At 64.5% G+C, this 20,672-nt stretch carries 20 protein-coding genes and 1 pseudogene; 10 read left to right on the top strand and 11 right to left on the bottom strand.

Annotated elements, in window-relative coordinates:
• Positions 1-13 precede the first annotated feature (13 nt).
• The 7 genes from AC1RDS_RS08925 to AC1RDS_RS08895 form a co-directional block, all read right to left on the bottom strand.
• Positions 14-988: a Bug family tripartite tricarboxylate transporter substrate binding protein gene (locus AC1RDS_RS08925; RefSeq protein WP_492226805.1), complete on the bottom strand. Its 975-nt coding sequence runs from the start codon at positions 986-988 to the stop codon at positions 14-16.
• A 457-nt stretch (positions 989-1,445) separates the two neighbouring features.
• Positions 1,446-2,591, bottom strand: coding sequence for an IS630 family transposase (locus tag AC1RDS_RS08920; RefSeq protein ID WP_114657076.1), 1,146 nt, complete (start codon positions 2,589-2,591; stop codon positions 1,446-1,448).
• Positions 2,592-2,762: 171 nt separating this feature from the next.
• Positions 2,763-3,620, bottom strand: coding sequence for a MaoC/PaaZ C-terminal domain-containing protein (locus tag AC1RDS_RS08915; protein ID WP_492226804.1), 858 nt, complete (start codon positions 3,618-3,620; stop codon positions 2,763-2,765).
• A 10-nt stretch (positions 3,621-3,630) separates the two neighbouring features.
• A complete protein-coding gene (locus AC1RDS_RS08910) occupies positions 3,631-4,536 on the bottom strand; it encodes an SDR family NAD(P)-dependent oxidoreductase (protein WP_492226865.1) in 906 nt (301 codons plus the stop codon).
• Between the two features lie 203 nt (positions 4,537-4,739).
• The gene (locus AC1RDS_RS08905; protein WP_492226803.1) at positions 4,740-5,603 is read right to left on the bottom strand and encodes an MmgE/PrpD family protein; all 864 of its coding nucleotides are present in this window, start codon (positions 5,601-5,603) and stop codon (positions 4,740-4,742) included.
• 15 nt (positions 5,604-5,618) lie between these two features.
• Positions 5,619-5,759 carry a hypothetical protein gene (locus AC1RDS_RS08900; RefSeq protein WP_492226802.1) on the bottom strand — a complete coding sequence of 47 codons (141 nt, stop codon included), beginning with the start codon at positions 5,757-5,759 and terminating at the stop codon, positions 5,619-5,621.
• The gene (locus tag AC1RDS_RS08895; RefSeq protein ID WP_492226864.1) at positions 5,756-6,259 is read right to left on the bottom strand and encodes a helix-turn-helix domain-containing protein; all 504 of its coding nucleotides are present in this window, start codon (positions 6,257-6,259) and stop codon (positions 5,756-5,758) included. Before AC1RDS_RS08895 ends, AC1RDS_RS08900 begins: the two co-directional genes overlap by 4 nt.
• A gap of 97 nt (positions 6,260-6,356) precedes the next feature.
• Between AC1RDS_RS08895 and AC1RDS_RS08890 the strand changes: the two genes are divergently transcribed.
• From AC1RDS_RS08890 to AC1RDS_RS08880, 3 genes are all read left to right on the top strand, one after another.
• Positions 6,357-7,601 (top strand): CaiB/BaiF CoA transferase family protein, encoded by a 1,245-nt coding sequence (locus AC1RDS_RS08890; protein WP_492226801.1) that lies wholly within the window; start codon positions 6,357-6,359, stop codon positions 7,599-7,601.
• Positions 7,602-7,880: 279 nt separating this feature from the next.
• The gene (locus tag AC1RDS_RS08885) at positions 7,881-8,633 is read left to right on the top strand and encodes an electron transfer flavoprotein subunit beta/FixA family protein (protein WP_492226800.1); all 753 of its coding nucleotides are present in this window, start codon (positions 7,881-7,883) and stop codon (positions 8,631-8,633) included.
• Complete coding sequence (locus tag AC1RDS_RS08880) at positions 8,630-9,571, top strand: electron transfer flavoprotein subunit alpha/FixB family protein (protein WP_492226799.1); 942 nt, start codon at positions 8,630-8,632, stop codon at positions 9,569-9,571. Before AC1RDS_RS08885 ends, AC1RDS_RS08880 begins: the two co-directional genes overlap by 4 nt.
• A 372-nt stretch (positions 9,572-9,943) precedes the next feature.
• Here the strand turns inward: AC1RDS_RS08880 and AC1RDS_RS08875 are convergent, their stop codons facing one another.
• The gene (locus AC1RDS_RS08875; RefSeq protein WP_492226798.1) at positions 9,944-11,008 is read right to left on the bottom strand and encodes an MBL fold metallo-hydrolase; all 1,065 of its coding nucleotides are present in this window, start codon (positions 11,006-11,008) and stop codon (positions 9,944-9,946) included.
• A gap of 344 nt (positions 11,009-11,352) precedes the next feature.
• On the opposite strand from AC1RDS_RS08875, the gene AC1RDS_RS08870 reads away from it, so the two are divergent.
• The 5 genes from AC1RDS_RS08870 to AC1RDS_RS08850 all read left to right on the top strand — a co-directional run bounded on the left by AC1RDS_RS08870 (position 11,353) and on the right by AC1RDS_RS08850 (position 15,505).
• A complete protein-coding gene (locus AC1RDS_RS08870) occupies positions 11,353-12,123 on the top strand; it encodes an enoyl-CoA hydratase/isomerase family protein (RefSeq protein ID WP_492226797.1) in 771 nt (256 codons plus the stop codon).
• 52 nt (positions 12,124-12,175) lie between these two features.
• A complete protein-coding gene (locus AC1RDS_RS08865; RefSeq protein ID WP_492226796.1) occupies positions 12,176-12,493 on the top strand; it encodes an acyl-CoA dehydrogenase family protein in 318 nt (105 codons plus the stop codon).
• 44 nt (positions 12,494-12,537) lie between these two features.
• Positions 12,538-13,500 carry an NAD(P)H-dependent flavin oxidoreductase gene (locus tag AC1RDS_RS08860; RefSeq protein ID WP_492226795.1) on the top strand — a complete coding sequence of 321 codons (963 nt, stop codon included), beginning with the start codon at positions 12,538-12,540 and terminating at the stop codon, positions 13,498-13,500.
• Positions 13,501-13,883: 383 nt separating this feature from the next.
• Complete coding sequence (locus AC1RDS_RS08855) at positions 13,884-14,267, top strand: STAS/SEC14 domain-containing protein (RefSeq protein WP_492226794.1); 384 nt, start codon at positions 13,884-13,886, stop codon at positions 14,265-14,267.
• A 97-nt stretch (positions 14,268-14,364) separates the two neighbouring features.
• A protein-coding gene (locus tag AC1RDS_RS08850; RefSeq protein WP_492226793.1) for an IS3 family transposase occupies positions 14,365-15,505 on the top strand; the annotation gives its coding sequence in 2 pieces (ribosomal slippage) (positions 14,365-14,627 and positions 14,626-15,505; 1,143 coding nt in all).
• A 232-nt stretch (positions 15,506-15,737) separates the two neighbouring features.
• On the opposite strand, the gene AC1RDS_RS08845 is transcribed toward AC1RDS_RS08850, so the two are convergent.
• The gene (locus AC1RDS_RS08845) at positions 15,738-15,944 is read right to left on the bottom strand and encodes a hypothetical protein (protein WP_492226792.1); all 207 of its coding nucleotides are present in this window, start codon (positions 15,942-15,944) and stop codon (positions 15,738-15,740) included.
• A 30-nt stretch (positions 15,945-15,974) separates the two neighbouring features.
• Positions 15,975-16,223, bottom strand: coding sequence for a hypothetical protein (locus AC1RDS_RS08840; protein ID WP_492226791.1), 249 nt, complete (start codon positions 16,221-16,223; stop codon positions 15,975-15,977).
• 936 nt (positions 16,224-17,159) lie between these two features.
• Between AC1RDS_RS08840 and AC1RDS_RS08835 the strand changes: the two genes are divergently transcribed.
• Complete coding sequence (locus AC1RDS_RS08835; protein ID WP_492226790.1) at positions 17,160-19,139, top strand: ATP-binding protein; 1,980 nt, start codon at positions 17,160-17,162, stop codon at positions 19,137-19,139.
• A gap of 345 nt (positions 19,140-19,484) precedes the next feature.
• On the opposite strand, the pseudogene AC1RDS_RS08830 reads toward AC1RDS_RS08835, so the two are convergent.
• Positions 19,485-19,697 (bottom strand): annotated as a pseudogene (locus AC1RDS_RS08830) (magnesium chelatase domain-containing protein); the annotation flags it as partial.
• 212 nt (positions 19,698-19,909) lie between these two features.
• Here AC1RDS_RS08830 and AC1RDS_RS08825 point away from each other — a divergent pair.
• Positions 19,910-20,641 (top strand): TorF family putative porin, encoded by a 732-nt coding sequence (locus tag AC1RDS_RS08825; protein ID WP_092699238.1) that lies wholly within the window; start codon positions 19,910-19,912, stop codon positions 20,639-20,641.
• Positions 20,642-20,672 lie beyond the last annotated feature (31 nt).

Raw genomic sequence — 20,672 nt, 5'->3', positions numbered from 1 at the left:
GATCGGATGACGCTCACTGTTCCAGCTTGATGCCGGCCTTGGTGATGATCCTGCCGTACTGGTCGTACACGGTGCGCAGCATCCTGGCCGACTCTTCAGGCGTCGAGATGTACGGTTCCATGACCTGCAATGCCAGCGCGTTCCTGACGTCGGGCAGCGCGAGGATGCGGTTGATCTCGGCGTTCAGCTTGGCGATGATCGGCTTGGGCGTGCCGGCGGGCGCGATCGCCATGAACCAGACGTTCATGTCGATCTGCGGCAGGCCCAGCTCGGCGAAGGTCGGCACGTCAGGAAAGGCCGCGAGCCGCTTCGGCCCGGTCACCGCCAGCGGCTTCAGGCGCTTGTCCTTTGCCAAGGGCAGCGTGGTCGCCGGCGTGTCGAAGATGAAGTGCACTTGCCCGCCCATCAGGTCCTGCAGCATCTGCGGCGTGCCCTGGTACGAGACGTGGACCGCCTTGGTGCCAGTCTCCATCAGGAACAGTTCCGAGATCAGGCGCGTCACGCTGCCGCTGCCGATGGTGGCGACATTCAAATTCCCCGGCTTTTCCTTCAGCAGCGCGATGAACTGCGGAAGCGTCGACGCTGGCACCGTCGGGTTGACGTCCAGCAGCAGCTCCGTCTTCACCAGCGTCGCCACCGGTGTGAAGTCGCTCATCGTGTCGTAGGGCAGGTTTTTCAGAAGGTGACCGTTGGCCAGATGCGTGTTGACGACCAGCATGATCGTGTAGCCGTCGGGCGGCGACTTGGCCAACGCCTGTGTGCCGATGACGGTGCTGCCGCCGGGCCGGTTATCGACCAGCACCTGCTGCTTCCAGGCCTCGGTCAGCTTCGTGCCGACCAGGCGGGCGACCGTGCTGGTGCTCCCCCCCGGGCTGTACGGCACGATGAAGCGGATCGGCTTGGTCGGATAAGTCTCAACCTGCGCGGAGGCGAGAGAGGCGGCGCCGGCGGCTACGCAGGCCAGCAAGGTTTTGAGGATTGGTCGCATGCTTGTCTCCTTTGATTCCTGGTGGCGATTCGGCGATCGCCCTGGTACAGCTCGCCCGACGGCGCGTCGAGTACGGTGGTCCGGTGCATGTGGCGGTGTGTGCCGGGTACGTGGTCGCGCAGCGCCGCGTCGGACATGGCTTTCGCCAGCGAGCGAGTGAGCGAATCGGTGCTGCCCCCGCCCCCTGCGGCACGTTCATGCGCAAGGGCTTGCAGCGATAGACCTGCGCCGCCGCAGACGGCGCGTTCGTGACCAGCCATCGGTACAGCAAGGTGAACAGGTTGAGGGCACGCATGTCGATGGCCTCCGTCAGTGGGTTCGTGGTCGCGGGGTGCCGTGACCCGTCGCTGTTTGCGCAAGCCTGAGAGGTCGCCAGCCTACCGTACAACCGTTAGGTAGTCTAGCGCGGGGCGCGTAAATGCCGGGTATTACCTAGTACGTCGTTTCCGCAAAAGCTTTACGTTTCAGCCATTTGGAAGTCGAAGCTCTTCCATTGGAAGCGAACGGGTTGGGCATTCATCTCGTCGATGCCTTTGAGGATGCGCAGCTTGAGTTCGTCGAGCGAAGCGACCCGGATGTGCCGCAGGAACGAGCGAGCCATCTTCGAGAAGGCCGACTCGACGAGATTGAGCCAGGAGCCGTGCTTTGGGGTATGCACGTACTCGAAACGTCCGGGGCGACTCGCCAAGTAGGCCATCGTCTCCTTGGAGATGTGGGCGCTGTGGTTGTCCAGCACGACGCGGATAACGGCCTCGCTCGGGTAGTGCGCATGCAGGCGTTCGAGCAGTGCGATGAACTCGCGACTGCGATGGCGCGGCTCGACGTTGGCGATGATCTCGCCGCTGTGCAGGTCCAGCGCTGCAATGATCGACAAGGTGCCGTGGCGCACGTATTCGTGATCACGCCCCACGCCGGGGTGTACGCCGGCCACCGGCGGCAGATCGGGGGCTGTCACGCCGAGTGCCTGCACGCCCGGCTTCTCATCGACGCTGACGGTATAGATCGACGCGGGACGCGCGTCGTGGACCGCATCGGCGCGGTACAGGTTCACGTCGCGATAGACCATCAGCACTTCGGCCATCTTGCGCTCGAACTGCGCGTCGCGCCGCTCAAGGTAGTAGCGCACGCGGTGTGGCTTGAGTTCGTGGGCGTCGAGGATGCGCCAGACCGTGGTCTTGCCCGCCCGAGCCAGTCGCGCGAAGCCCGCGCTGTGTGCGTTCGCGCTGACGTGCGCGGCCAACGCCGACAGCGTCCACAGCTCTGCGGCGTAGCCCAAGTCCTTGGGCTTGCGACAAGCCAAGTCCACGACCCACGCACGAGCGTCATCGGTGATTTGCGGTGGGTGCGGCCGGTGGTAGCGATCCTGCAACCCCGTCGCCACACCCGTCGCCAAGGCCTTGTCGATGCATTTGTAGATCGTCGGGCGGGATGTACCCAGTGCGCGCTGTATCTGCGTGGGCGATTGCCCATCGGCGTACGCCAGCAGCACCCGGGCTCGTTCGACTTCGCGCGTCGGCGCCGTGCGCGAGCCCGCAAGTTCGTCGAGCATTGCCTTGTGCTCCCCGCTCAACACCAACGCCGCTCGCCCCGTCCGTCTTGCCATGCCAGCCTCCAAAAGGAATCGCTGGGTTGGCATGATCGCACATGATCACATTTACGTAAATGTTTTAACGGAACGATGTACTAGGTGATATGGAAGTCCTCCATCTCGGTCGCCATCCGGCCAGCAGATCGGTCATCGCTGTCTTTTCCTGAATGGAAAAGGGGCGGAGTCTCAGCGCACGGTGGCGTGACCGTTGTTGAGCACAATGGTGTCGCGTTCGAGCACGCGGGCGCGGAACGACACCTCCTTGCCGTCGACCCACATCTCGGTGCGGATGGTCTCGCCCGGGTACACCGGCGAGGAGAAGCGAACGTCGAAGCTGGCGACGGCGTGCGGGTCGCCGTCGCACACCGCCCGGGTCACCGCCCACGCGGCGATCCCGTAGGTCGCAAGCCCGTGCAGGATGGGGCGCTCGAAGCCGGCGGCGCGGCCGATCGCCGGCTCGGCGTGCAGCGGGTTGTAGTCGCCGGACAGGCGGTAGATCAGTGCCGCGCGCGGCTGGGTCGCGAAGTCGACGCTCCGGTCGGGCGCGTGCGTGGGCAGCTCGTGCACCGGCTTGACCGGGCCGGTCGGTCCGCCGAAGCCGCCGTCGGCGCGGCAGAACGTGGTCGACGTCATCGTGGCGAGCGGCTCGCGCGTGGTGCCGTCGAGCACCTGGCGCTCCGAGTAGACGAGCATGCCCTTGCCGGGGCCCTTGTCGACGATGCCGGTGATGCGCGTGCGGCCGATGATCTCGCCGGCCGGCGGCAGCGGCTTGTGCAGCGTCAGCCCCTGTTCACCGTGCACCAGCCGCACCCAGTCGATGCCGCTGCGCGGGTCCTTCATCCACATGCCGGGGTGGCCCAGCACGACCGCCATCGTCGGCAGCACGCGCAGGTTCTTCTCGTAGACGAAGCGCAGCTCGGTTTCGTCCAGCGGGTCGGTGCCCAGGCCGATGCCCAGCGCGTACAGCATCGTGTCGCGCTCGGTGTAGCGCTGGTGCACGTCCTCGAAGGGCCATGCCATCAGCTTGTCGTAGTCGATCGCCATCTGTCGCTCCTTAAACGGGGTCCCACGAGAACACGGCGGAGGTGCTCTCGAGCGGAATGAAATCGGGTCGCATCGCGGGCAGCACGCGGTCGGCGATGCTCTGCGGCGTCCAGCCTTCGCCGGCGTGCATGCCGCGGATCGGGCGCGGCTGGCTCATCAGGAAGATCTCGTTGGCGCGCACCGCGAAGATCTGTCCGGTTACCTCGTGGGCGGCGTCGCTGGCGAGGAAGGCGGCCACCGGCGCGATCTTGGCGGTCTCCATCAGCTTGAGCTTCTCGACCCGCGCCTGCTGCTCCGGCGTCTCGGTCGGGATCGAGCCGATCATGCGGCTCCACGCGAAGGGCGCGATGCAGTTGGAGCGCACCTTGTAGCGCTGCATGTCCATCGCGATCGAGCGCGACAGCCCTGCGATGCCGAGCTTGGCGGCCGCGTAGTTGGCCTGGCCCACGTTGCCGATCAGGCCCGAGGTCGAGGTCATGTTCACGAAGGCGCCCGACTGCTGCGTCTTGAAGTGCGGAGCGGCGGCGCGCGAGACGTAGAAGCTGCCGTGCAGGTGCACGTCGATCACCGCGTGCCATTCCTCGGGCGACATGTTGAAGATCAGGCGGTCGCGCAGGATGCCGGCGTTGTTGACCACCACGTCGATGCGGCCGAAGGTGTCGGCGGCGCACTGGATGATGCGCGCCGCCGAGGCGCGGTCCGACACGCTATCGGTGTTCGCCACCGCCTGGCCGCCGGCGGCCTTGATCTCGTCGACCACCTGCTGCGCCGGGCCGCGGTCCATGCCTTCGCCGTTGACCGAGGCGCCGATGTCGTTGACCACCACCTTGGCGTCCTCGGCGGCCATCAGCAGCGCGATGTCGCGGCCGATGCCGCGTCCCGCGCCCGTGACCACCGCGACCTTGTCGCGCAGCATGCTGCTCTTGCTCATCCGAGGAAGCTCCTTCTGTTGTAATATAACTAACACATGTTAGGCGTGATGGTAACCTTGCCGGATGGCCCTGGCAATTCGCCAGCGCCGATGGCTGGAGCCCCCATGCCGGGCCGCAACCTGCTCGGCGGCGCCGTCTGCGATTCGATGAAACGACCTATGCGCCTTCGCGCGCGGCGCGGCGCGCCTCAGTGTCGGCAGGCCGGCCGCGCCGCCAGCACGCCCGCCAGCGGCGACAGGTCGGGCAACTCGTCGAGCTGGTCGATCAGCCGCAGCAAGGCCTGGGCGTCGCTCTCGTCGAGCACGGGCCGGGTCAGCTCGCGGAAACGCAACTCCAGGTGCCGCTGCCGTGCAGCGGGGTCCTGCGCCATGCGCATGGGTCTGTCCTGCTGCGGCAGGACGGCGGCCAACGGCGCGGTCAGCGTCTCGGCGTCGTGGCCGCAGCCGCGTGCGGCGAGATGGACGGCGAACAGGCCGTCCGCCGCCGCCATGCCGGCCTGCATCGGCCGGCACAGGCCCGCAGCCCCACGCGCCGTTGCGCCGGCCAGGGCGAGCGCGGCGGCGGTGTCGGCCGCATCGAGCTGCAGCAGGTGGGCGCCGCCCGCCGCCGCGGCCAGCGCCGCCGTACTGGGGCTGGCGGTGCCAATGCGGTCGAGCAGGTCTTGGCCGGCGGCGAACGCCGTCATGAAGGCGCGGCCGCTGTCGCCGCGCGACTCGGCCAGAGCCAACAGGGCCGCCAGCAGCACAGCCGACCCGACCGACATCGTGTCATCGCCACCCCCTCCTTGGGAGGCCGCCGCGTTGACCAGCGCAGCCTGCCGCGTCGACGTGGCGAAGCCGTGGCCGACGACGGTGGCCTGCCCGTGGCCCCCTTGCTCGACCGCGTCCTCCGCGAGCAGGTGCACAAGCGGCGCCTGCGCGCCGGACAGCGTGACTGCCATCCATGCGAGCAGAGCCTGCCGCAACTGCACGCGGCGATCGGGGGCGAGGTCGCTGAAGCGCCAGGCGGCGCTATGCCGCGCGAGTGTGAACGTCACAGCGCTGCCTTGCATTACGCACTCCTCATATCAACGATCCTCAGAGCGGGTTGCGTTCTCGCCGAACGAGCGTGGGCCTTTCAGTGCGTCTTCGCTCAGGTACACCGAGTCGAAGACGCGATACGACGCACGCAGCGCCGCGCTGCGCCCCAAGAGGAGGTCGCCGGTCATTGCCGCGAACCCGTCATGCTGGCATTCCTGCGGCGCGCGCGGTGCGGCCCCCCCTGCAGCACCTGCTGGCACATCGCGTCGAAGCAGGCGCTGGCGCTGGACTGCGGCGCCCGCGGCGCGGCGCGTTCGGGCGCGTCGCTCTGGCGCACGGCGACCAGCTGCGCGCCCAGCGTGAGCGATTCCGGGCCCAGCCGGTACAGGCCGTCTCTGCGCTGCAGGTAGCAGTGCGCGGTGAGGCCTCGCAGCAGCGAGAGCACGCTGGTCTTGGGCGCCTCCAGCGCCGCGCTGAGCTGCGCGAGCGAGAGGCCGCCCGGCCGATCGGCGAGAAGGCGAAGCAGGTGCAACACGCGCGTCAGCGCCATCGGCGCACGGTCCTCGCCCAGGGTATTGCGCTGCGGCTTTGCGCCACTGTTGACGTCCATGCTGGATAGGTCCCTTTTTTTTGCGTTCGAGTTCACGAACGACATATTGAATTTAAGAATACCCGGCAGCTGCGCCACCGTCAAACGGGGTTTCCCTTGCGGCCATTGGGGGAGGAGGGCTCGGGGGCCCGGCTCGCGTTGACACTGCGCAGCGCAGGGCGTTACATTAAGTCGAATGACATTCGGAAAATCGAACGACGGCGGTGACAAGGGGGGCGGAGCGGGACCGCTGCAGGGTGTGCGCGTCGTCGACCTGACCTCGATGGGCATGGGGCCGTACGCGACTCAAATCCTCGCCGACCTGGGCGCCGACGTGATCAAGGTCGAATCGCCCGATGGCGATGCGGTGCGCCGCGTGGGCCCTATGCGCCACGCGGGCATGGGCGCCGGCTTCCTCACCCTCAACCGCAACAAGCGCAGTGCCGTGCTCGATCTGAAGCAGCCCGACGGCCTGGCCGCGTTCATCGAACTGCTGAAGACCGCCGATGTGCTGGTCTACAACGTGCGGCCGGCGGCAATGGCGCGCCTCGGCCTGGACTATGACAGCGTCGCCGCGGTCAATCCCCGGCTAGTCTATTGCGGCCTGTTCGGCTTCGGCCAGGACGGCCCCTACGGCGCGAAACCGGCCTATGACGACATGATCCAGGGTCTGTCGGCACTGCCCGCGCTGTTCGCGCAGGCCGGCGAGGGACCGCCCCGCTACGTGCCGATGGCGATCGCCGACCAAGCGGTGGGGCTGGTCGGCGTCTATGCGGTGATGGGCGGACTGCTGGCGCGCCAGCGCACTGGCCGCGGACAGGCCGTCGACGTGCCGATGTTCGAGAACATGGCGCAGTTCGTGTTGACGCTGCACGCCGGCGGCGCCACTTTCGACCCGCCGGTCGGCCCTACCGGTTTCCAGCGCCACCTCGAGCCCGAGCGGCGGCCCTTCGCCACCGCCGACGGCTTCATCTGCATGCTGCTCTACACGGACCTGCAGTGGCACCGCTTCTTCGAGCTGATCGGCCGGCCTGAGCTGCGTGACGACCCGCGCTTCACCAGCGTCACCGAGCGCGGCCGCAACGTCGGGCCGCTGTACGCGTTGGCCGCGACGGCCTTCGCTGCCCGCGCGACCGACGAGTGGATGCCCCTGCTCGAGGCGGCGGACATCCCCGCCATGCCGCTGCACACGCTCGACTCGCTGCTGGAGGACCCGCATCTTGCCGCCGTCGGCTTCTTCGAAGCGGTCGATCACCCCAGCGAGGGCCGCCTCCGCACCATGGCGGTTCCCACGCGCTGGTCCGACACGCCGACGCGTGTGCGGCGCCAGGCCCCGGCCCTGGGCGAGCACAGCGTCGAGGTGCTGCGCGAAGCGGGCCTGCCGCCCGAGCGCATCGAGCTACTGCTGGCCGCTGGTGCGGTGCGGCAGGGCGGCGCGTGAGCGAGCGGCCGCCCGCCGCATCTTGGCCTCGTGCTGCGCAGCCGCGCGGCGATTGCGCTGTCCCGCAAGAGTCCGCAGGCAGGGTCGACGGCCCCCTCTCGCCGCCAGCCGCCCGGTACGGGCTGCATGGGCGCGCGGTCGCCTGCGGGATCAGACCGATGACGTGGTTGCGCCTCGCGTAGCGCCTGTGCACGCGCGCCCGTCGCGCCATGCCGCGCCCATTGGACAGACTACCAAACGATTGTTAGACTACGCGGCGTTGAAAAGATTGGAGAAGTAGTGAAGGTATTGGTGGCTGTGAAGCGGGTGCTGGACTACAACATCAAGGTCCGCGTGAAGTCCGACGGTTCCGGGGTCGACATCACGAACGTGAAGATGTCGATGAACCCCTTCGACGAGATCGCCTGCGAGGAGGCGGTGCGGCTGAAGGAGGCCGGCGTTGCGAGCGAGGTCATCGCCGTCTCATGCGGCCCCGCCGCCTGTCAGGAAACGCTGCGCACCGCGATGGCCATCGGCGCCGATCGCGCCGTGCTGCTCGAGACCTCCGAGGCGCTGGAGCCGCTGGCGGTCGCCAAGCTGATGCGCCACGTCGCACAGAAGGAAGGTGTGACGCTCGCCATCTTCGGCAAGCAGGCGATCGATGACGACGCCGGCCAGACCGGCCAGATGTTCGCCGCGCTGATGGGGTGGCCGCAGGCGACCTTCGCTTCCAAGGTGCAGGCCGCCGACGGCGGGCTCGCCGTCACCCGCGAGATCGATGGTGGCCTCGAAACGCTGCAGCTCGCGCTGCCGGCGGTGGTCACGGCCGATCTGCGCCTGAACGAGCCCCGCTTCATCACGCTGCCCAGCATCATGAAGGCGAAGAAGAAGCCGATGGAAGTGGTCAAGGCGGACACGCTGGACATCGACATCGCGCCGCGCCTGAAGACCCAGAAGGTGACGGAGCCCGCGACGCGCAAAGCCGGCGTGCAGGTCGCCGACGTGGCTGAACTGGTGAAGAAGCTGAAGGAAGAAGCGAAGGTGATTGCATGAGCGTCCTGGTCATTGCCGAGCACGACAACGCGGTGCTCAACCCGTCGACCCTGAATACGCTGAGCGCCGCCGCCCGCCTGGGCGGCGACGTGCGCTTGCTGGTGGCCGGCAACGGCTGCAGCGCGGTCGCGCAGGCCGCGACCGGCATCGCCGGCGTCGGCAAGGTGCTCCTGGCCGACGCCGAGCACCACCAGCCCCAACTCGCCGAAACGCTGGCGGCGCTGGTGGTCGACGTGGTGCGTGCCGACGCCGAGTGCACCCACGTACTGGCGCCCAGCACGTCCTTCGGCAAGAACGTGCTGCCGCGCATCGCCGCGCTGCTCGACGTGTCGCAGGTCTCCGACGTCGTCGCCATCGAATCGCCCGACACCTTCGTGCGTCCCTTCTACGCGGGCAATGCTCTGGCACGGGTCCAGTCCAGCGACCGGATCAAGGTGCTGAGCATCCGCACGACGGCCTTCGACGGCGCCTCGGCGGGCGGCAGCGCGACCATCGAGAGCCTGGCGTCGACGCCCCCGGCCCAGGCCGGCTCGCGCCTGGTCGGGCGCGAGGTTGTGAAGTCGGAGCGGCCGGAGCTCGCGGCGGCCTCGATCATTGTGTCGGGCGGCCGCGCCATGGGCTCCGCGAAGGAGTTCAACGCGGTGCTCGAGCCGCTGGCCGACAAGCTCGGCGCCGCGCTTGGCGCGTCGCGCGCGGCGGTCGACGCCGGCTACGCGCCGAACGACTTCCAGGTCGGCCAGACCGGCAAGATCGTCGCGCCGACACTGTACGTCGCGGTCGGCATCTCTGGGGCGATACAGCACCTCGCCGGGATGAAGGACAGCAAGGTCATTGTCGCGATCAACAAGGATCCCGAGGCGCCGATCTTCCAAGTGGCAGACTACGGCCTCGTGGCGGATCTGTTCACGGCCGTGCCGGAGCTCGTGACGGCCCTTTGATGTGAGACCACATCCGCTTCGAGGTCGGCGCCGAGGCCTCGGCACGCTGACCCCGTAGCCGCCCGGACGAGGCAATGCGTCCGACCTCGCGATGGCGGATCGGTACCCAGGCCACGGTCGAACGCGCCGAGGCCGACCGCGTCAAGATGGTCGAGCCCGACATCAACGTCTCGAGCCGAGCGGCTCACGACCCGATCTTGATGAATCGCGCCCTCCCGAGCTGACGCTCGCCAACAGCCCGGGATGTGTCAGCACGAAGCTGACGATCGGGCGCTGCACGTTTCGTTTGAAACACCGGCGCATCCAGCCGTGCCCGTCACGTGGGGGGGGCGGCGCGACGTTCTCCGAAGCTGCGGAAGCTCCGCCCCGGGCTCAGGCCGCGGGACGGAGGCGATACCAGGCCACGCCGTCGTCGTCGTCCTCGCGTGTCAGTTCGCCACGCTGCAGAAGGTGGTTCAGGCAGGCCAGGCTCTCGCCGGTCGCGAGCCCGAGCAGCGCCACGTCGGATTCGCCAATGCTGCGGGCGAACCGCGCGCCGAACACGTCGATCGCGCGCTTGGGTTCCTTCAGCGTGCGCCGCAGGCGCTGCAGCGAGCGCTCCTGTCCTTGGCGCAGCGAGTCGATGCGTGCGTGCAGCCCGCGGAAGCACTCGTTGTGGGACGGCAGCACGAGTACGTCATCGGGCACGAGTCGCTGCAGCTTGTCGAGCGACGCGAGCCAGTCGGCCATCGGGTCGGCGTCGGGCTCGATGGGGTAGACCGACACGTTGGACGAGATGCGCGGCAGGACTCGGTCGCCGGAGATGAGCACCTTGAGGTCGGGGCAGTAGAGGCAGACATGCTCGGGCGAGTGGCCATTGCCGACGATGGCGTGCCAGGCATGCGCACCGATGCGCAACTCCTCGCCATCGCTCAGGCGCCGGAAGCTGTCGGGCAGCGCGTGGATGTTCTTGCCGAAATTGCCGAAGCGGGCCCGGTAAGCTTCGATCATCGCGTCGCCCCAGCCCGCGCGCTGGAAGAATCGGATCGCGTCGGGCGGTGCTTCGCGGCCGATGTCCGACACCGCCGCGCGGCAGCTCAGGTACTCCAGCCGCGTCATCCACAGCCGCACGTTGAACTTGCGCGTCAGCCAGCCGGCCAGCCCCACATGGTCGGGGTGCATGTGCGTGACGATGACACGGGTCAGTGAGCGTTCGTCCGGCGCATTGGCGAACAGCTCGCGCCACACCGCCACCGAATGGTCGGTTCGCACGCCCGTGTCGACCACGGCCCAGCCGGCCCCGTCGTCGATCGCCCACAGGTTGATGTGATCCAGCGCGAAGGGCAGCGGCATGCGTATCCAGTGCACGCCGGGCACGACCTCGATTGTGCGGCCCCGCGCCGGCGCCTGTGGTCTGCTCACGGGCAGATCCTCCAGTCCATCCAAGCCATTCTCCATTGGGCGGTTGCCTAACGCATGTTTTGTACTATAGCTCCCGCCAGGTCCTGGACCGCGCGAGCGAGGGCGCCGCGTCGCTCTGCATCCTGTTCCGTCAACGGCAACGAGCCCAACGATACTGTTCAACGACGATGCCTTCGAGCGGATCTGCGCAAGGCCGGCCGGCACGACATCGGCCATCCGAGGGCGCCCGTCGCGTTCGGATAGCCGTTGCAATGGAGGCAGCGGAGGATGTGTAGTAGTCTCCAGCCTATCGATTGTTAGATTGACGGGGCGATGTGCGGCGCACGGCAGCCGCCCGTCCCTTGTCCGGGGCGGCTGTCCCGGCGACGGAAGGAGACACCGTGACGGTTCGCGTGGAAGTCGACGCCGGCATTGCCCGGGTGACCCTGGACGCCCCCGCGCGTCTGAATGCGCTGAGCGCCGAAATGAAGGATCGGTTGACTGCCACCTTCCAGGGCTTCGCGGACGACGACCGCGTGCGGGCCGTCATCCTGAGCGGCGCCAACAATGCGTTCTGCTCGGGCGCCGATGTGACGTCGTTCGGAGAGTCGGATGTCCGCAGTGGGCGCCGCCGGCTTGCCACCGCCCACGCGCTGATCCGCGCGATGGTCCACCTCGAGAAGCCCATCATCGCTGCGGTGCGCGGACCGGCCGTCGGCATCGGCTGGAGCCTCGCGTTGGCCAGCGACTACATCCTCGCGACGCCCACCGCGAGGTTCGGGCAGCTCTTCAGGAGGGTCGGCCTCGCGCCCGACGGCGGCGCGGCCTTTCTGCTCGCGCAGTATGTCGGCGTGCTGCGCGCCAAGGAGCTGGTGATGTCGGCACGCATGGTGTCCGGCGAGGAGGCGATGCGCCTCAACCTGGTGACCGAGCTGGTCGATGAAGACCAGCTCGACCAGCGCGCGATGGCGATTGCGACCGATCTCGCGGCGTCGGCCGGTCTGGCGCTGGGCATGGTCAAGCGCCTGTTTGTGGGCGCTGCGGGAGTCGGCATCGATGCCTTCCTCGAGCTCGAGTCGCACGTGCAGAACCAGCTGCTCGCGAGCCACGACCACAAGGAAGGCGCGGCTGCCTTCATCGCCAAGCGCCCGCCGAAGTTCGAAGGCCGCTGAGAATCCGGGCGCGCGCGGCCTGCCCACCCGTCCACTCGCCTGAGGAGACCCAGTGAACCAACTGCAACAGCATGTTCGCAGCCCCTGCCGCCTGGCTTCCGGGCGCCGCGTCGCTTCGCCGCGCTACCGCGCGCTGGCCGCCATCTATGCCGGCACGCCCGACGTCTGCCTGGCGTCCGTCGCCAAGGTGCATGCCACCAAGATGGCGCAGAAGGTGACGCTCCAATGCCAGCAGATGTTCGGCGGCTATGGCTACTTGGGCCTGCTGCCGCTGGAGCGAATGGTCCGCAACGTTTGCATGCTAGCCATCGCCGGCGGCACCACGCAGACGCAGAAGAACGCGATCGCCAACCCTATTTTTCCGCGCTGAGGTCGACCCGGCGCGCGCAAGAAATAAGAGGAGACCGACAGAAGATGGCCACGCTGAAAATTCTCGACGGCAAGCTGCGGCTGCCGGTGATTTGCTCGCCGATGTTCACTGTGTCGTATCCGGCGCTCGTCGCCGCGCAGTGCAAGGCCGGCGTGGTCGGCTCGTTCCCGGCGCTCAACGCGCGCCCCGAGCCCGAGCTGGGCCGCTGGCTGACGGAGCTGAAGGCAGAGCTGGCCGCGTACGCCTCCGCCAACCCTCACAAGAAGGTGGCGCCGTTCGCCGTCAACCAGATCATCAAGAAGGACAACACGCGGCTCGAGCACGATCTGGAGGTGTGCGCGAAGCACCAGGTGCCGATCACCATCACCAGCCTGCGTGCACCCAACGAGCTGGTGCAGGAGATCCACGGCTATGGCGGCGTGATCATGCACGACGTGGTCAACCTGCGCCACGCCATGAAGGCGCTCGAAGGCGGCGTCGACGGGCTGATCCTGGTCGCCAACGGCGCCGGCGGGCATGCCGGGCGGCTCAATCCGATCGCATTCGTCAACGAGGTGCGCAAGCACTACGACGGGCCAATCGCCCTGTCGGGCACGATCTCGAACGGCGCCGGCATCCTGGCGGCGCAGGCGATGGGCGCCGACTATGCCTACGTCGGCACGCGCTTCATCGCCACCACCGAATCGAACGCCAGCGAGCCCTACAAGCAGGGGGTACTGCAGGGCAAGGCCGAAGACGTGATCTACACCGACTACTTCTCGGGCGTGCACGCCAACTACCTGCGCGCCAGCATCGTCGCCTCGGGCTTCGACCCCGAGAACCTGCCGACTTCGCCCGGTCAGTCGCGGCCGCTGCTGCGCACAAGCACTTGGAAGGACGTCTGGGGCGTGGGGCAGGGCATCGGCGCGATCGGCGACATCCCCGACGTCGCGACCCTCATCGCGCGCATGGAAGCGGAATACCAGGCGGCCAAGGACAAGCTGATGCGCTCATACGAGCGCGCGTAGAGACATGGACCGCGGCAGCTGCACATGCGGCGCTGCCTGCCTGGGCCCCTGCACACCGTCGCCGGGTGGCTTGGAGCAGCGAATGTTCGGGGGAATTTTTTTGACCAACAACATGCGTTTTCCGCTCTCAGCGCGTCTGACGCACAACGGCTTTCCCAGTGAAGGTTGACGGTCGGCACATTCCCCAGCCCCCGCGTACTCGACTCGAAATCCGGTATACGGTTCTCCCGTATCGAGGGTTCGAATCCCTCCTGCTCCCATTACCTCGAAGCCCCGCGTTGCGGGCTTCTTGCACTCGGGGCGGCGCACTGTGGAACGGCTGCCATGGGTCCGGAAGCAGACCTGCCCACCCAGCCGGAGAGTGGGCGCTGTAGCATCGGCCGATGCAAGATGAACGCATTTGGGTGGAGCCGGTTGGTTCTGTCATCGTGGCGCGGCTGCGCGGCAAGCCCACCGCTGAATTGCTTCGGGAGTGCGAAGCACGCGTGATCGAGCTCACGCGTGACACACAGCACGTCCGCGTGCTGTACGACGCGCTGGAACTCGAACCTCCCGAGATGGACTTGGTTCTTCTACAGAAGCAACTGGACTCCGAGAGAAAAACCAGACTCGACGCTGCTCCGCTCAGGACAGCAATCCTGGTACCGAACAGCAAGATCGCTTACCTGTCCCGCATTGCGTTCGGCCATGCAGGCGAGGCCAACTATCGAGTCTTTTACAACGACATTTCAGCAGCACTCAAGTGGCTGGAAGCGCCGGGCAACTAGCGCCCCTGCCGTGACCCTGTCCCAGTATTTCGAACCGTTCGGTAACAGAGTCGACCGGCATGATGAAGGCCCCAAAGAGGGGCCAGGAGCACATGCCATGAGGAAGAGCAAGTTCACTGAGGACCAGATCGCCTTTGCGCTGAAGCAGAATGAACTGGGCACGAGCGTCGAGGAGGTGTGCCGCAAGATGGGCATCAGCGAAGCGACGTTCTATGTCTGGAAGAAGAAGTACGGCGGCCTCGGGCCGTCCGAGCTGCGACGATTGCGCCAGCTCGAGGAGGAGAACCGTCGGCTCAAGCAGATCGTGGCCGACCTGAGCTTAGACAAGGCGATGCTGCAGGCGGTGGTCGCAAAAAAGTCTGAGGCCTTCGCAGCGCCGCGAATGGGTGCCTGAATTGATCCGACGCTTCGGCTGCAGTCAGCGCAATGCATTGCGCGTGGTCGGAATGTCCGCCTCGACCTACCTGTACCAGCCGGTCAAGCGCGACGAATCCGTTCTGAAGATGCGGATCAAGGAGATCACCAACACGCGCGTGCACTACGGCTATCGCCAGGTGCATGTCCTGTTGCGACGCGAAGGCCATCGTGACAACGTCAAGCGCGTGTACCGGTTGTACCGCGAGGAAGGGCTGTCGCTGCGCCTGAAGCGGCCGCGGCGCAACAAGGCAGCCATGTTGCGTCAGCCCAAACAACTGGCTTGCGCCATCAACGAGATCTGGAGTATGGATTTCGTCGCGGATGCGCTGTTTGACGGCCGCAAGCTGCGAATGCTCACCATCGTCGACTGCTATACGCGGGAATGCTTGGCGATAGACGTAGGACAGAGCTTGAAGGGAGAAGACGTGGTCGACAGCCTCAACCGCATCTGTGCCAGGCGGGGCCTGCCCGCAACGATCAAGACCGACAACGGCAGCGAGTTCATCTCCAAGGTGATGGACAAGTGGGCCTATGAGCGTGGCGTCGAGCTCGACTTCAGCCGACCGGGCAAGCCAACCGACAACGCGCGCGTGGAAAGCTTCAACGGGCGGCTTCGCCAGGAGTGCTTGAACGCCCACTGGTTCCTGTCGCTCGACGACGCGAGAGCCAAGGTCGCAGCCTGGCGAATCGACTACAACGAGAGCCGACCCCACTCCGCGCTAGACTGGGCCACACCCGCCGAATTCGCCCGCCGTTGCCGGCTGCAGCCGGCAACGGCGATACCCCAGGAGCCGGAAATCTCTAATTCCGAGCGGTACTGAAACGGGTACAGGGTCAGGGTTGATCGAACTCTAAATCTCGGTGCTACTGTTCTCCGGGGGCAGCGCAGGGCCTGGCACGTAATCCATGCACATCGGCCAACAGAGATCACGCGAATTCATTGTGCGCCGAGCGAATCGTTTGATCCAACGGCGGTCGCGATCCAAGAAGCCGTTCTGCAAGCTGAGGTCATCTTGCGAGAGACATGCATCGTGTGTGGGGCGCGCTCGATGATCACCAATGCTGCCGGGCCATGGGCATCACTTTGTCCTGAACACCAAAGTGCCGCGTTTCCGGATCGGCTAGATGGCAAAGGCGCTTCAGTATGGATTGCTGCACAACTTCGCGAGGAATGATCGTGCCGCTGATCATGTGGTTGACGATCAGCCAGCGTAAATCTTGTGCTGGCAGCGTCGCGAGAGCTTTTCGTAGAGTGCCCAAGCAAGCAGCCGGGATCGGCGCCTGATGCTCTCAATGTCCAACTAAGCGGATGACGGCTTTCGACACAGCGGTCAGGAAGGTAACGTCGTCGCCATCGAAGTCAGCCTGGCCGAGGTACTTCCAGATGGCGATGGACGAGCACACCAGCAGGATGGCGACGCCGGCCCACTGGCAAGGCGAGATGAAGCGGTACCACATGACTTGGTCCAGCAAGTTCGCGAAGGCCGCCGCGGAGGGGCCCTTGAGGCTGGCTTTGCGCTCTGCGGTCCAGGCCATCATGCAGGCCGGCAGTCCTGCGTAAAAGACAGCGAAGCCAACCACGCCCGTCCAGAGAGCTCCAACGGGGCCGAACTTTGCGGCGATGTGTGCAGTGTCGTACACCGCCGAGGAAAGGCTGTCGTGGCGCCGTCGGCAGTAGCGACGCCTGCTCACGAGGCCTCCGGTTCGAGGCCGGCCGGCCGCTTTTGGGCTCATCGGCTACGAAGAGCGAGTCGCGTTCCCAATCGGTGCGCGCCAGCCTCGTCCGCAGAGAGCGGTCATCGAGGGCCTCTAGGACTGCGTCAGGTTCTCGTGTGTACATCGTTCTTTTCTATTGGTCATGCGAACACCCCCCCCGGTTTTCTAGGGGATGCCCCCCACATGACTAAGTCGCAAGAGAAGCCGAACATCGGAAATTGCCGGGCGTAGCCGGGCGAAATGACCAGCGAAGGCTAGATCTGCGGCAGCGGACTTGCAGCAGCGCAGTATGCACAACTTCTCGTTACAAGTGCGTCGGTGAGCCGTCATTCGGACCGGGTTCGACGAAGGTCGCGATGCCTCAGCCATTTTTGGCGCCTCATGGACAGCGTTGTGACAACCAAAGCATGCACCTCTCTTGCGAAGCCGAACACTTGCGAACACGCAGATCGACGGAACTGCTGGTCCGCAGCCGACGTTGATGCGCCGCTGAACTCAGGCTTTGAGTTGTTCGATGCCGCTTCGCCGTAACGGCCACCCGTCACCAAATAAGCTATCGCTGACATCTGCAAGGCGCGCGTTGGGCAATGGCAAAAGACTGGAGTTGAAACTCGCCAGCGATGTCTCAGAGCCGGCGAGGGTTTTGGGCCGACCGGTGGCCCAGTAGGTTCTTGTCGAAGGCAATGTACGGTGTCGTAACATCCATAAACGACTGTGCCAATCTGTCGGACCAAATCATCAGAAGTAAAAAGGAAAAGCATGAGACAAGCGCCGGGTTTGAGGTCAGCGGTCGATTTAGCTCGGTTTGGGCCTGCCGAAATTGAAATTGTTAACAATCTTGCGACTATCTGGTTTATCGCTGAGGCGCAAGTACATCAAGCTGGCAAAGCAGCATTCCCTTATGTGTTTCTTAAACCATGTGACGGCTTTAGAGAGAAGTTCAATCTTTTAAGCGATGTTCTCTGTTTGTTTCATCCGTACCCGTCGATCGATTCGCGCGTGCTCGAGGCGATTGAGCGGCTCTTAAAAAAACATCCGCAGCGGCTCGACCACCTGTGCATCGTGCTCGTCACTAATGCCGAGGGTACCTTACTGGAGCGTCCTCGCGAAGGTGACTCCGATCCCCGCGCCGTCGCGCCATTCACTTATCGCGAATTGCGCGGTGGCGTGGCCGGCAAAGAACGACTAATGATCGAACGGTTCGAACAAAGGCTCTTTTCAAAAGACCTTTTTGCGATGTCTTCCGCTCTTAAAAGCGAACGGTTCTTTTTCGGCCGCACGACAGAAATTCAACGTCTGGTTGGTCATTACCAGAGCAACGAGAATAGTACGGTATTCGGGTTGCGTCGAATCGGCAAAACGTCCGTGCTTTGGGCCGTGGTGCGCCACTTGAAAGCGACAGGCGTTGCCGTTGCACTCATCGACGGCAATGACGCGCGATACCACCGCGCGACGTGGAATAAGGCACTGTACAGAGTTAAAGAAGCGATCTTCGCTGTGAATACGCTGAAGGGCGGACACCTTGAGGCCGACTACACCGAAGCAGACGCCACAACCTGCTTCGCCGAAGATCTTCGCATGGCGAAGTACAAGACGACCAAGCCTGTACTGGCAATCTTTGATGAAATACAGAACCTGTGCTTTGACGTGTCCACTAGCGAGGCTTGGTGTTCTGGCAAAGAATCCATTCCGTTTTGGCAGGCGATTAGATCTGTGTACCAACAAAACCAGAATCTTTTCAGCTTCATCCTTGGCGGCACCAACGCTCACATCATCGAGGCCCCACATTCCGCCGATGGTGCGGACAATCCCTTATTCGGTTACGTTGCACCGCACTACCTCGGCTTCTTCAGCTGGCAGGAGGTCAAGGGCATGCTCGAGCACATTGGGGCTTATATGGGCGTGACGTTCGATGAGACCAATTTTCATTACCTCACCGACGATTTCGGTGGTCATCCATTTCTCATTCGTCAGGCTTGCAGCAGACTTTGGGACTTGCAAGCCGCTCCAAACGTACCGCGCCGCGTGCACACCACCCGTGCGTTTTATCAGGCTCACAAAACAGAATTATTCGAGCACACCCGCAATTACATCGCCATGATCCTGGAGGTTTTGACCGAACGCTATCAGCGCGAGTTCGAAATGCTCCGCGTCCTCGCGGCAGGCGATCAAGAGCGTTTCCGGATCTACGCCGAAAGCTCGCCTCGTGATGTATCACACTTGCTCGGCTACGGTTTGATCGAAAAACTGAACGACACCTACACTTTCAGAATCGCCGCCGTTGAAGCAGCGGTGAGAAAAAATGCTAGGGACTTGCTTTGCCCGGACACCGTCGAAGAGCGCTGGGCTTTGCTCAGCCGTGAAAGAAATCAGTTCGAGTTTCGTTTCCGTGACTATCTACGCTCCGCTTTCAAGGTGGCATTCGGCAAGGAAAAGGCCAAGGACGAGGTTATTTCCGCGATGCGGAAGTCAAGCCAGGCAGATGCCGCGAGGAAGCTTGATTACGATCAGATTTTCACTAAGGAATTCTATTTTCTTAATCTTAAAGATCTTACCGTTACGCACTGGGATCGTTTTAAGTTTATGTTCAATGAGGATAAGCAGAGGTTTCAGCAGGCAATGGATTTGAGCAACAGGTTCCGCGCAGACGCGCATGCCAAATCTCTTACAACAGATCAATTCCGCGATGTAATGCCGCAGTTAGTCTGGCTCTCCACTTGCTTTGAAGAAAATTCATGACCATTGAAGCGCGAAGATGCAATTCTTTGCACAAGTGAGACGCCGGCAAGATCGATTTAACCGTTTCTGAGTTGAAATACCCCTGCGTAGAAACACTTCGATCGGGCAACATCAAGTAGGCAAGTCTCTCTGATGGTGCCGCCCGCACAGCTTTGATGCGGCTTCAAAACCGGTCCATTAAAAGGTGCGTTGAAGAAGTTGCCCACCGCGTGCTTCGCAGTTGTGGACAACACGCTTCCGGGCTGGTGGACGGCCCAGCGCGTTGTCCACAACCAAGCGCCGTGGACAACCCGTCAAGATGAGCGCACGCGAACGTGCCGTACCTCGCCCATTCCGTGCAAAAAGTGCTTGACTACATTTGATGCGCTTGTTGTGGGGGAACTCCAGCCCTGCGTTCTGCAGTGCCGAGCGCACCCGCTCGCGCGCTTCCTTCACTTCCAGATCGGCCAGGCCGACCAGGGTGAAGCTGGGAAGCCCGTTGGCCAGATGCACCTCGACGGTGACGGAGGGCGCTTCCAGCCCCAGGAGCGCGCGACTTTGCACCAATGCAAGACTCATGAACGGTTTTCTCCCCAGATGGGTGCGGTGGGTGGAGGGTTGTTGTCTGCTGGCGGCGTTGCGCACCAAGGGGGTGCAACGGTGCGGCGCCACTGCCAATGTAAGGGCGAATGCACGCCGTGGGTGCGGACCTTGTCGCCATGGAGATCCGCAACATGGCACGGACCGTGCTTTGCACAACTGTCCCCACTCTTCATTACACCGGAGGAACCATGATCCGCGCATCCATCAAGCTTCTGACCGTTGCCTGTGCTGCAGCCCTGCCGTTGCTGGCCAGTGCCCAGCTCACCGGCAATGTCAGCATGACCAGCAACTACAAGTTCCGGGGGCAGGACCAGGACACCGGCAAGGTCAGCGCCTTCAAGCCCGCGTTGCAGGGCGGTTTCGACTATGCCTTTGGTGACACCGGCTGGTATGTCGGCAACTGGAACTCCAGCGTGAACTGGCTGCCCGGCAATTCCCTGGAATCCGACCTGTACGGTGGCTACAAATTCAAGGCCGGCGAGGTGGACCTGGATGTGGGTGCCCTGAGCTATCTGTATCCCGGCAACACCAGCGGCAACACCACCGAACTTTATGGCGCTGCCACCTATGGCCCGCTCACGGCCAAGTACTCGCACACCGTGTCCAAGGACTATTTCGGCTGGGCGGGCGCCAAGTCCGGCTCGGGCCTGCGGGGGCGCAACACCGGCTACCTGAACGTCGCGGTGGCCCAGGAAGTGATGCCCAAGGTGACGCTGAAGGCAGCGGTGGGCTTTACCCGCTTTTCCGGCGACATCCGGGACAGCGGCGTGCCCAGCTACATGGATTATCAATTCGGTGGCGCCTACGACTTCGGCGACGGTCTGACCCTGGGCGCCGCCATCGTGGGCGCCAACAAGAAAGACTATTTCGGTTCCGTCAACAAAGCCCGCGTGATCGCCACGCTCACCAAAACCCTGTAATTCACAGTGGGCGCGCAGGCGCCCCATCGGA

The sequence above is a fragment of the Acidovorax sp. GW823-FHT02H02 genome, from assembly GCF_058797075.1.
This window is presented reverse-complemented; position numbering and strand designations above follow the sequence as displayed.

Bases quoted from the DNA above. Each gene is read 5' to 3' on its own strand.
- AC1RDS_RS08925 (WP_492226805.1), bottom strand. From the start codon at position 988: ATGCGACCAATCCTCAAAACCTTGCTGGCCTGCGTAGCCGCCGGCGCC.
- AC1RDS_RS08920 (WP_114657076.1), bottom strand. From the start codon at position 2,591: ATGGCAAGACGGACGGGGCGAGCGGCGTTGGTGTTGAGCGGGGAGCAC.
- AC1RDS_RS08915 (WP_492226804.1), bottom strand. From the start codon at position 3,620: ATGGCGATCGACTACGACAAGCTGATGGCATGGCCCTTCGAGGACGTG.
- AC1RDS_RS08910 (WP_492226865.1), bottom strand. From the start codon at position 4,536: ATGCTGCGCGACAAGGTCGCGGTGGTCACGGGCGCGGGACGCGGCATC.
- AC1RDS_RS08905 (WP_492226803.1), bottom strand. From the start codon at position 5,603: ATGCAAGGCAGCGCTGTGACGTTCACACTCGCGCGGCATAGCGCCGCC.
- AC1RDS_RS08900 (WP_492226802.1), bottom strand. From the start codon at position 5,759: ATGACCGGCGACCTCCTCTTGGGGCGCAGCGCGGCGCTGCGTGCGTCG.
- AC1RDS_RS08890 (WP_492226801.1), top strand. From the start codon at position 6,357: ATGACATTCGGAAAATCGAACGACGGCGGTGACAAGGGGGGCGGAGCG.
- AC1RDS_RS08880 (WP_492226799.1), top strand. From the start codon at position 8,630: ATGAGCGTCCTGGTCATTGCCGAGCACGACAACGCGGTGCTCAACCCG.
- AC1RDS_RS08875 (WP_492226798.1), bottom strand. From the start codon at position 11,008: ATGGAGAATGGCTTGGATGGACTGGAGGATCTGCCCGTGAGCAGACCA.
- AC1RDS_RS08860 (WP_492226795.1), top strand. From the start codon at position 12,538: ATGGCCACGCTGAAAATTCTCGACGGCAAGCTGCGGCTGCCGGTGATT.
- AC1RDS_RS08855 (WP_492226794.1), top strand. From the start codon at position 13,884: ATGCAAGATGAACGCATTTGGGTGGAGCCGGTTGGTTCTGTCATCGTG.
- AC1RDS_RS08840 (WP_492226791.1), bottom strand. From the start codon at position 16,223: ATGATGGCCTGGACCGCAGAGCGCAAAGCCAGCCTCAAGGGCCCCTCC.
- AC1RDS_RS08835 (WP_492226790.1), top strand. From the start codon at position 17,160: ATGAGACAAGCGCCGGGTTTGAGGTCAGCGGTCGATTTAGCTCGGTTT.
- AC1RDS_RS08825 (WP_092699238.1), top strand. From the start codon at position 19,910: ATGATCCGCGCATCCATCAAGCTTCTGACCGTTGCCTGTGCTGCAGCC.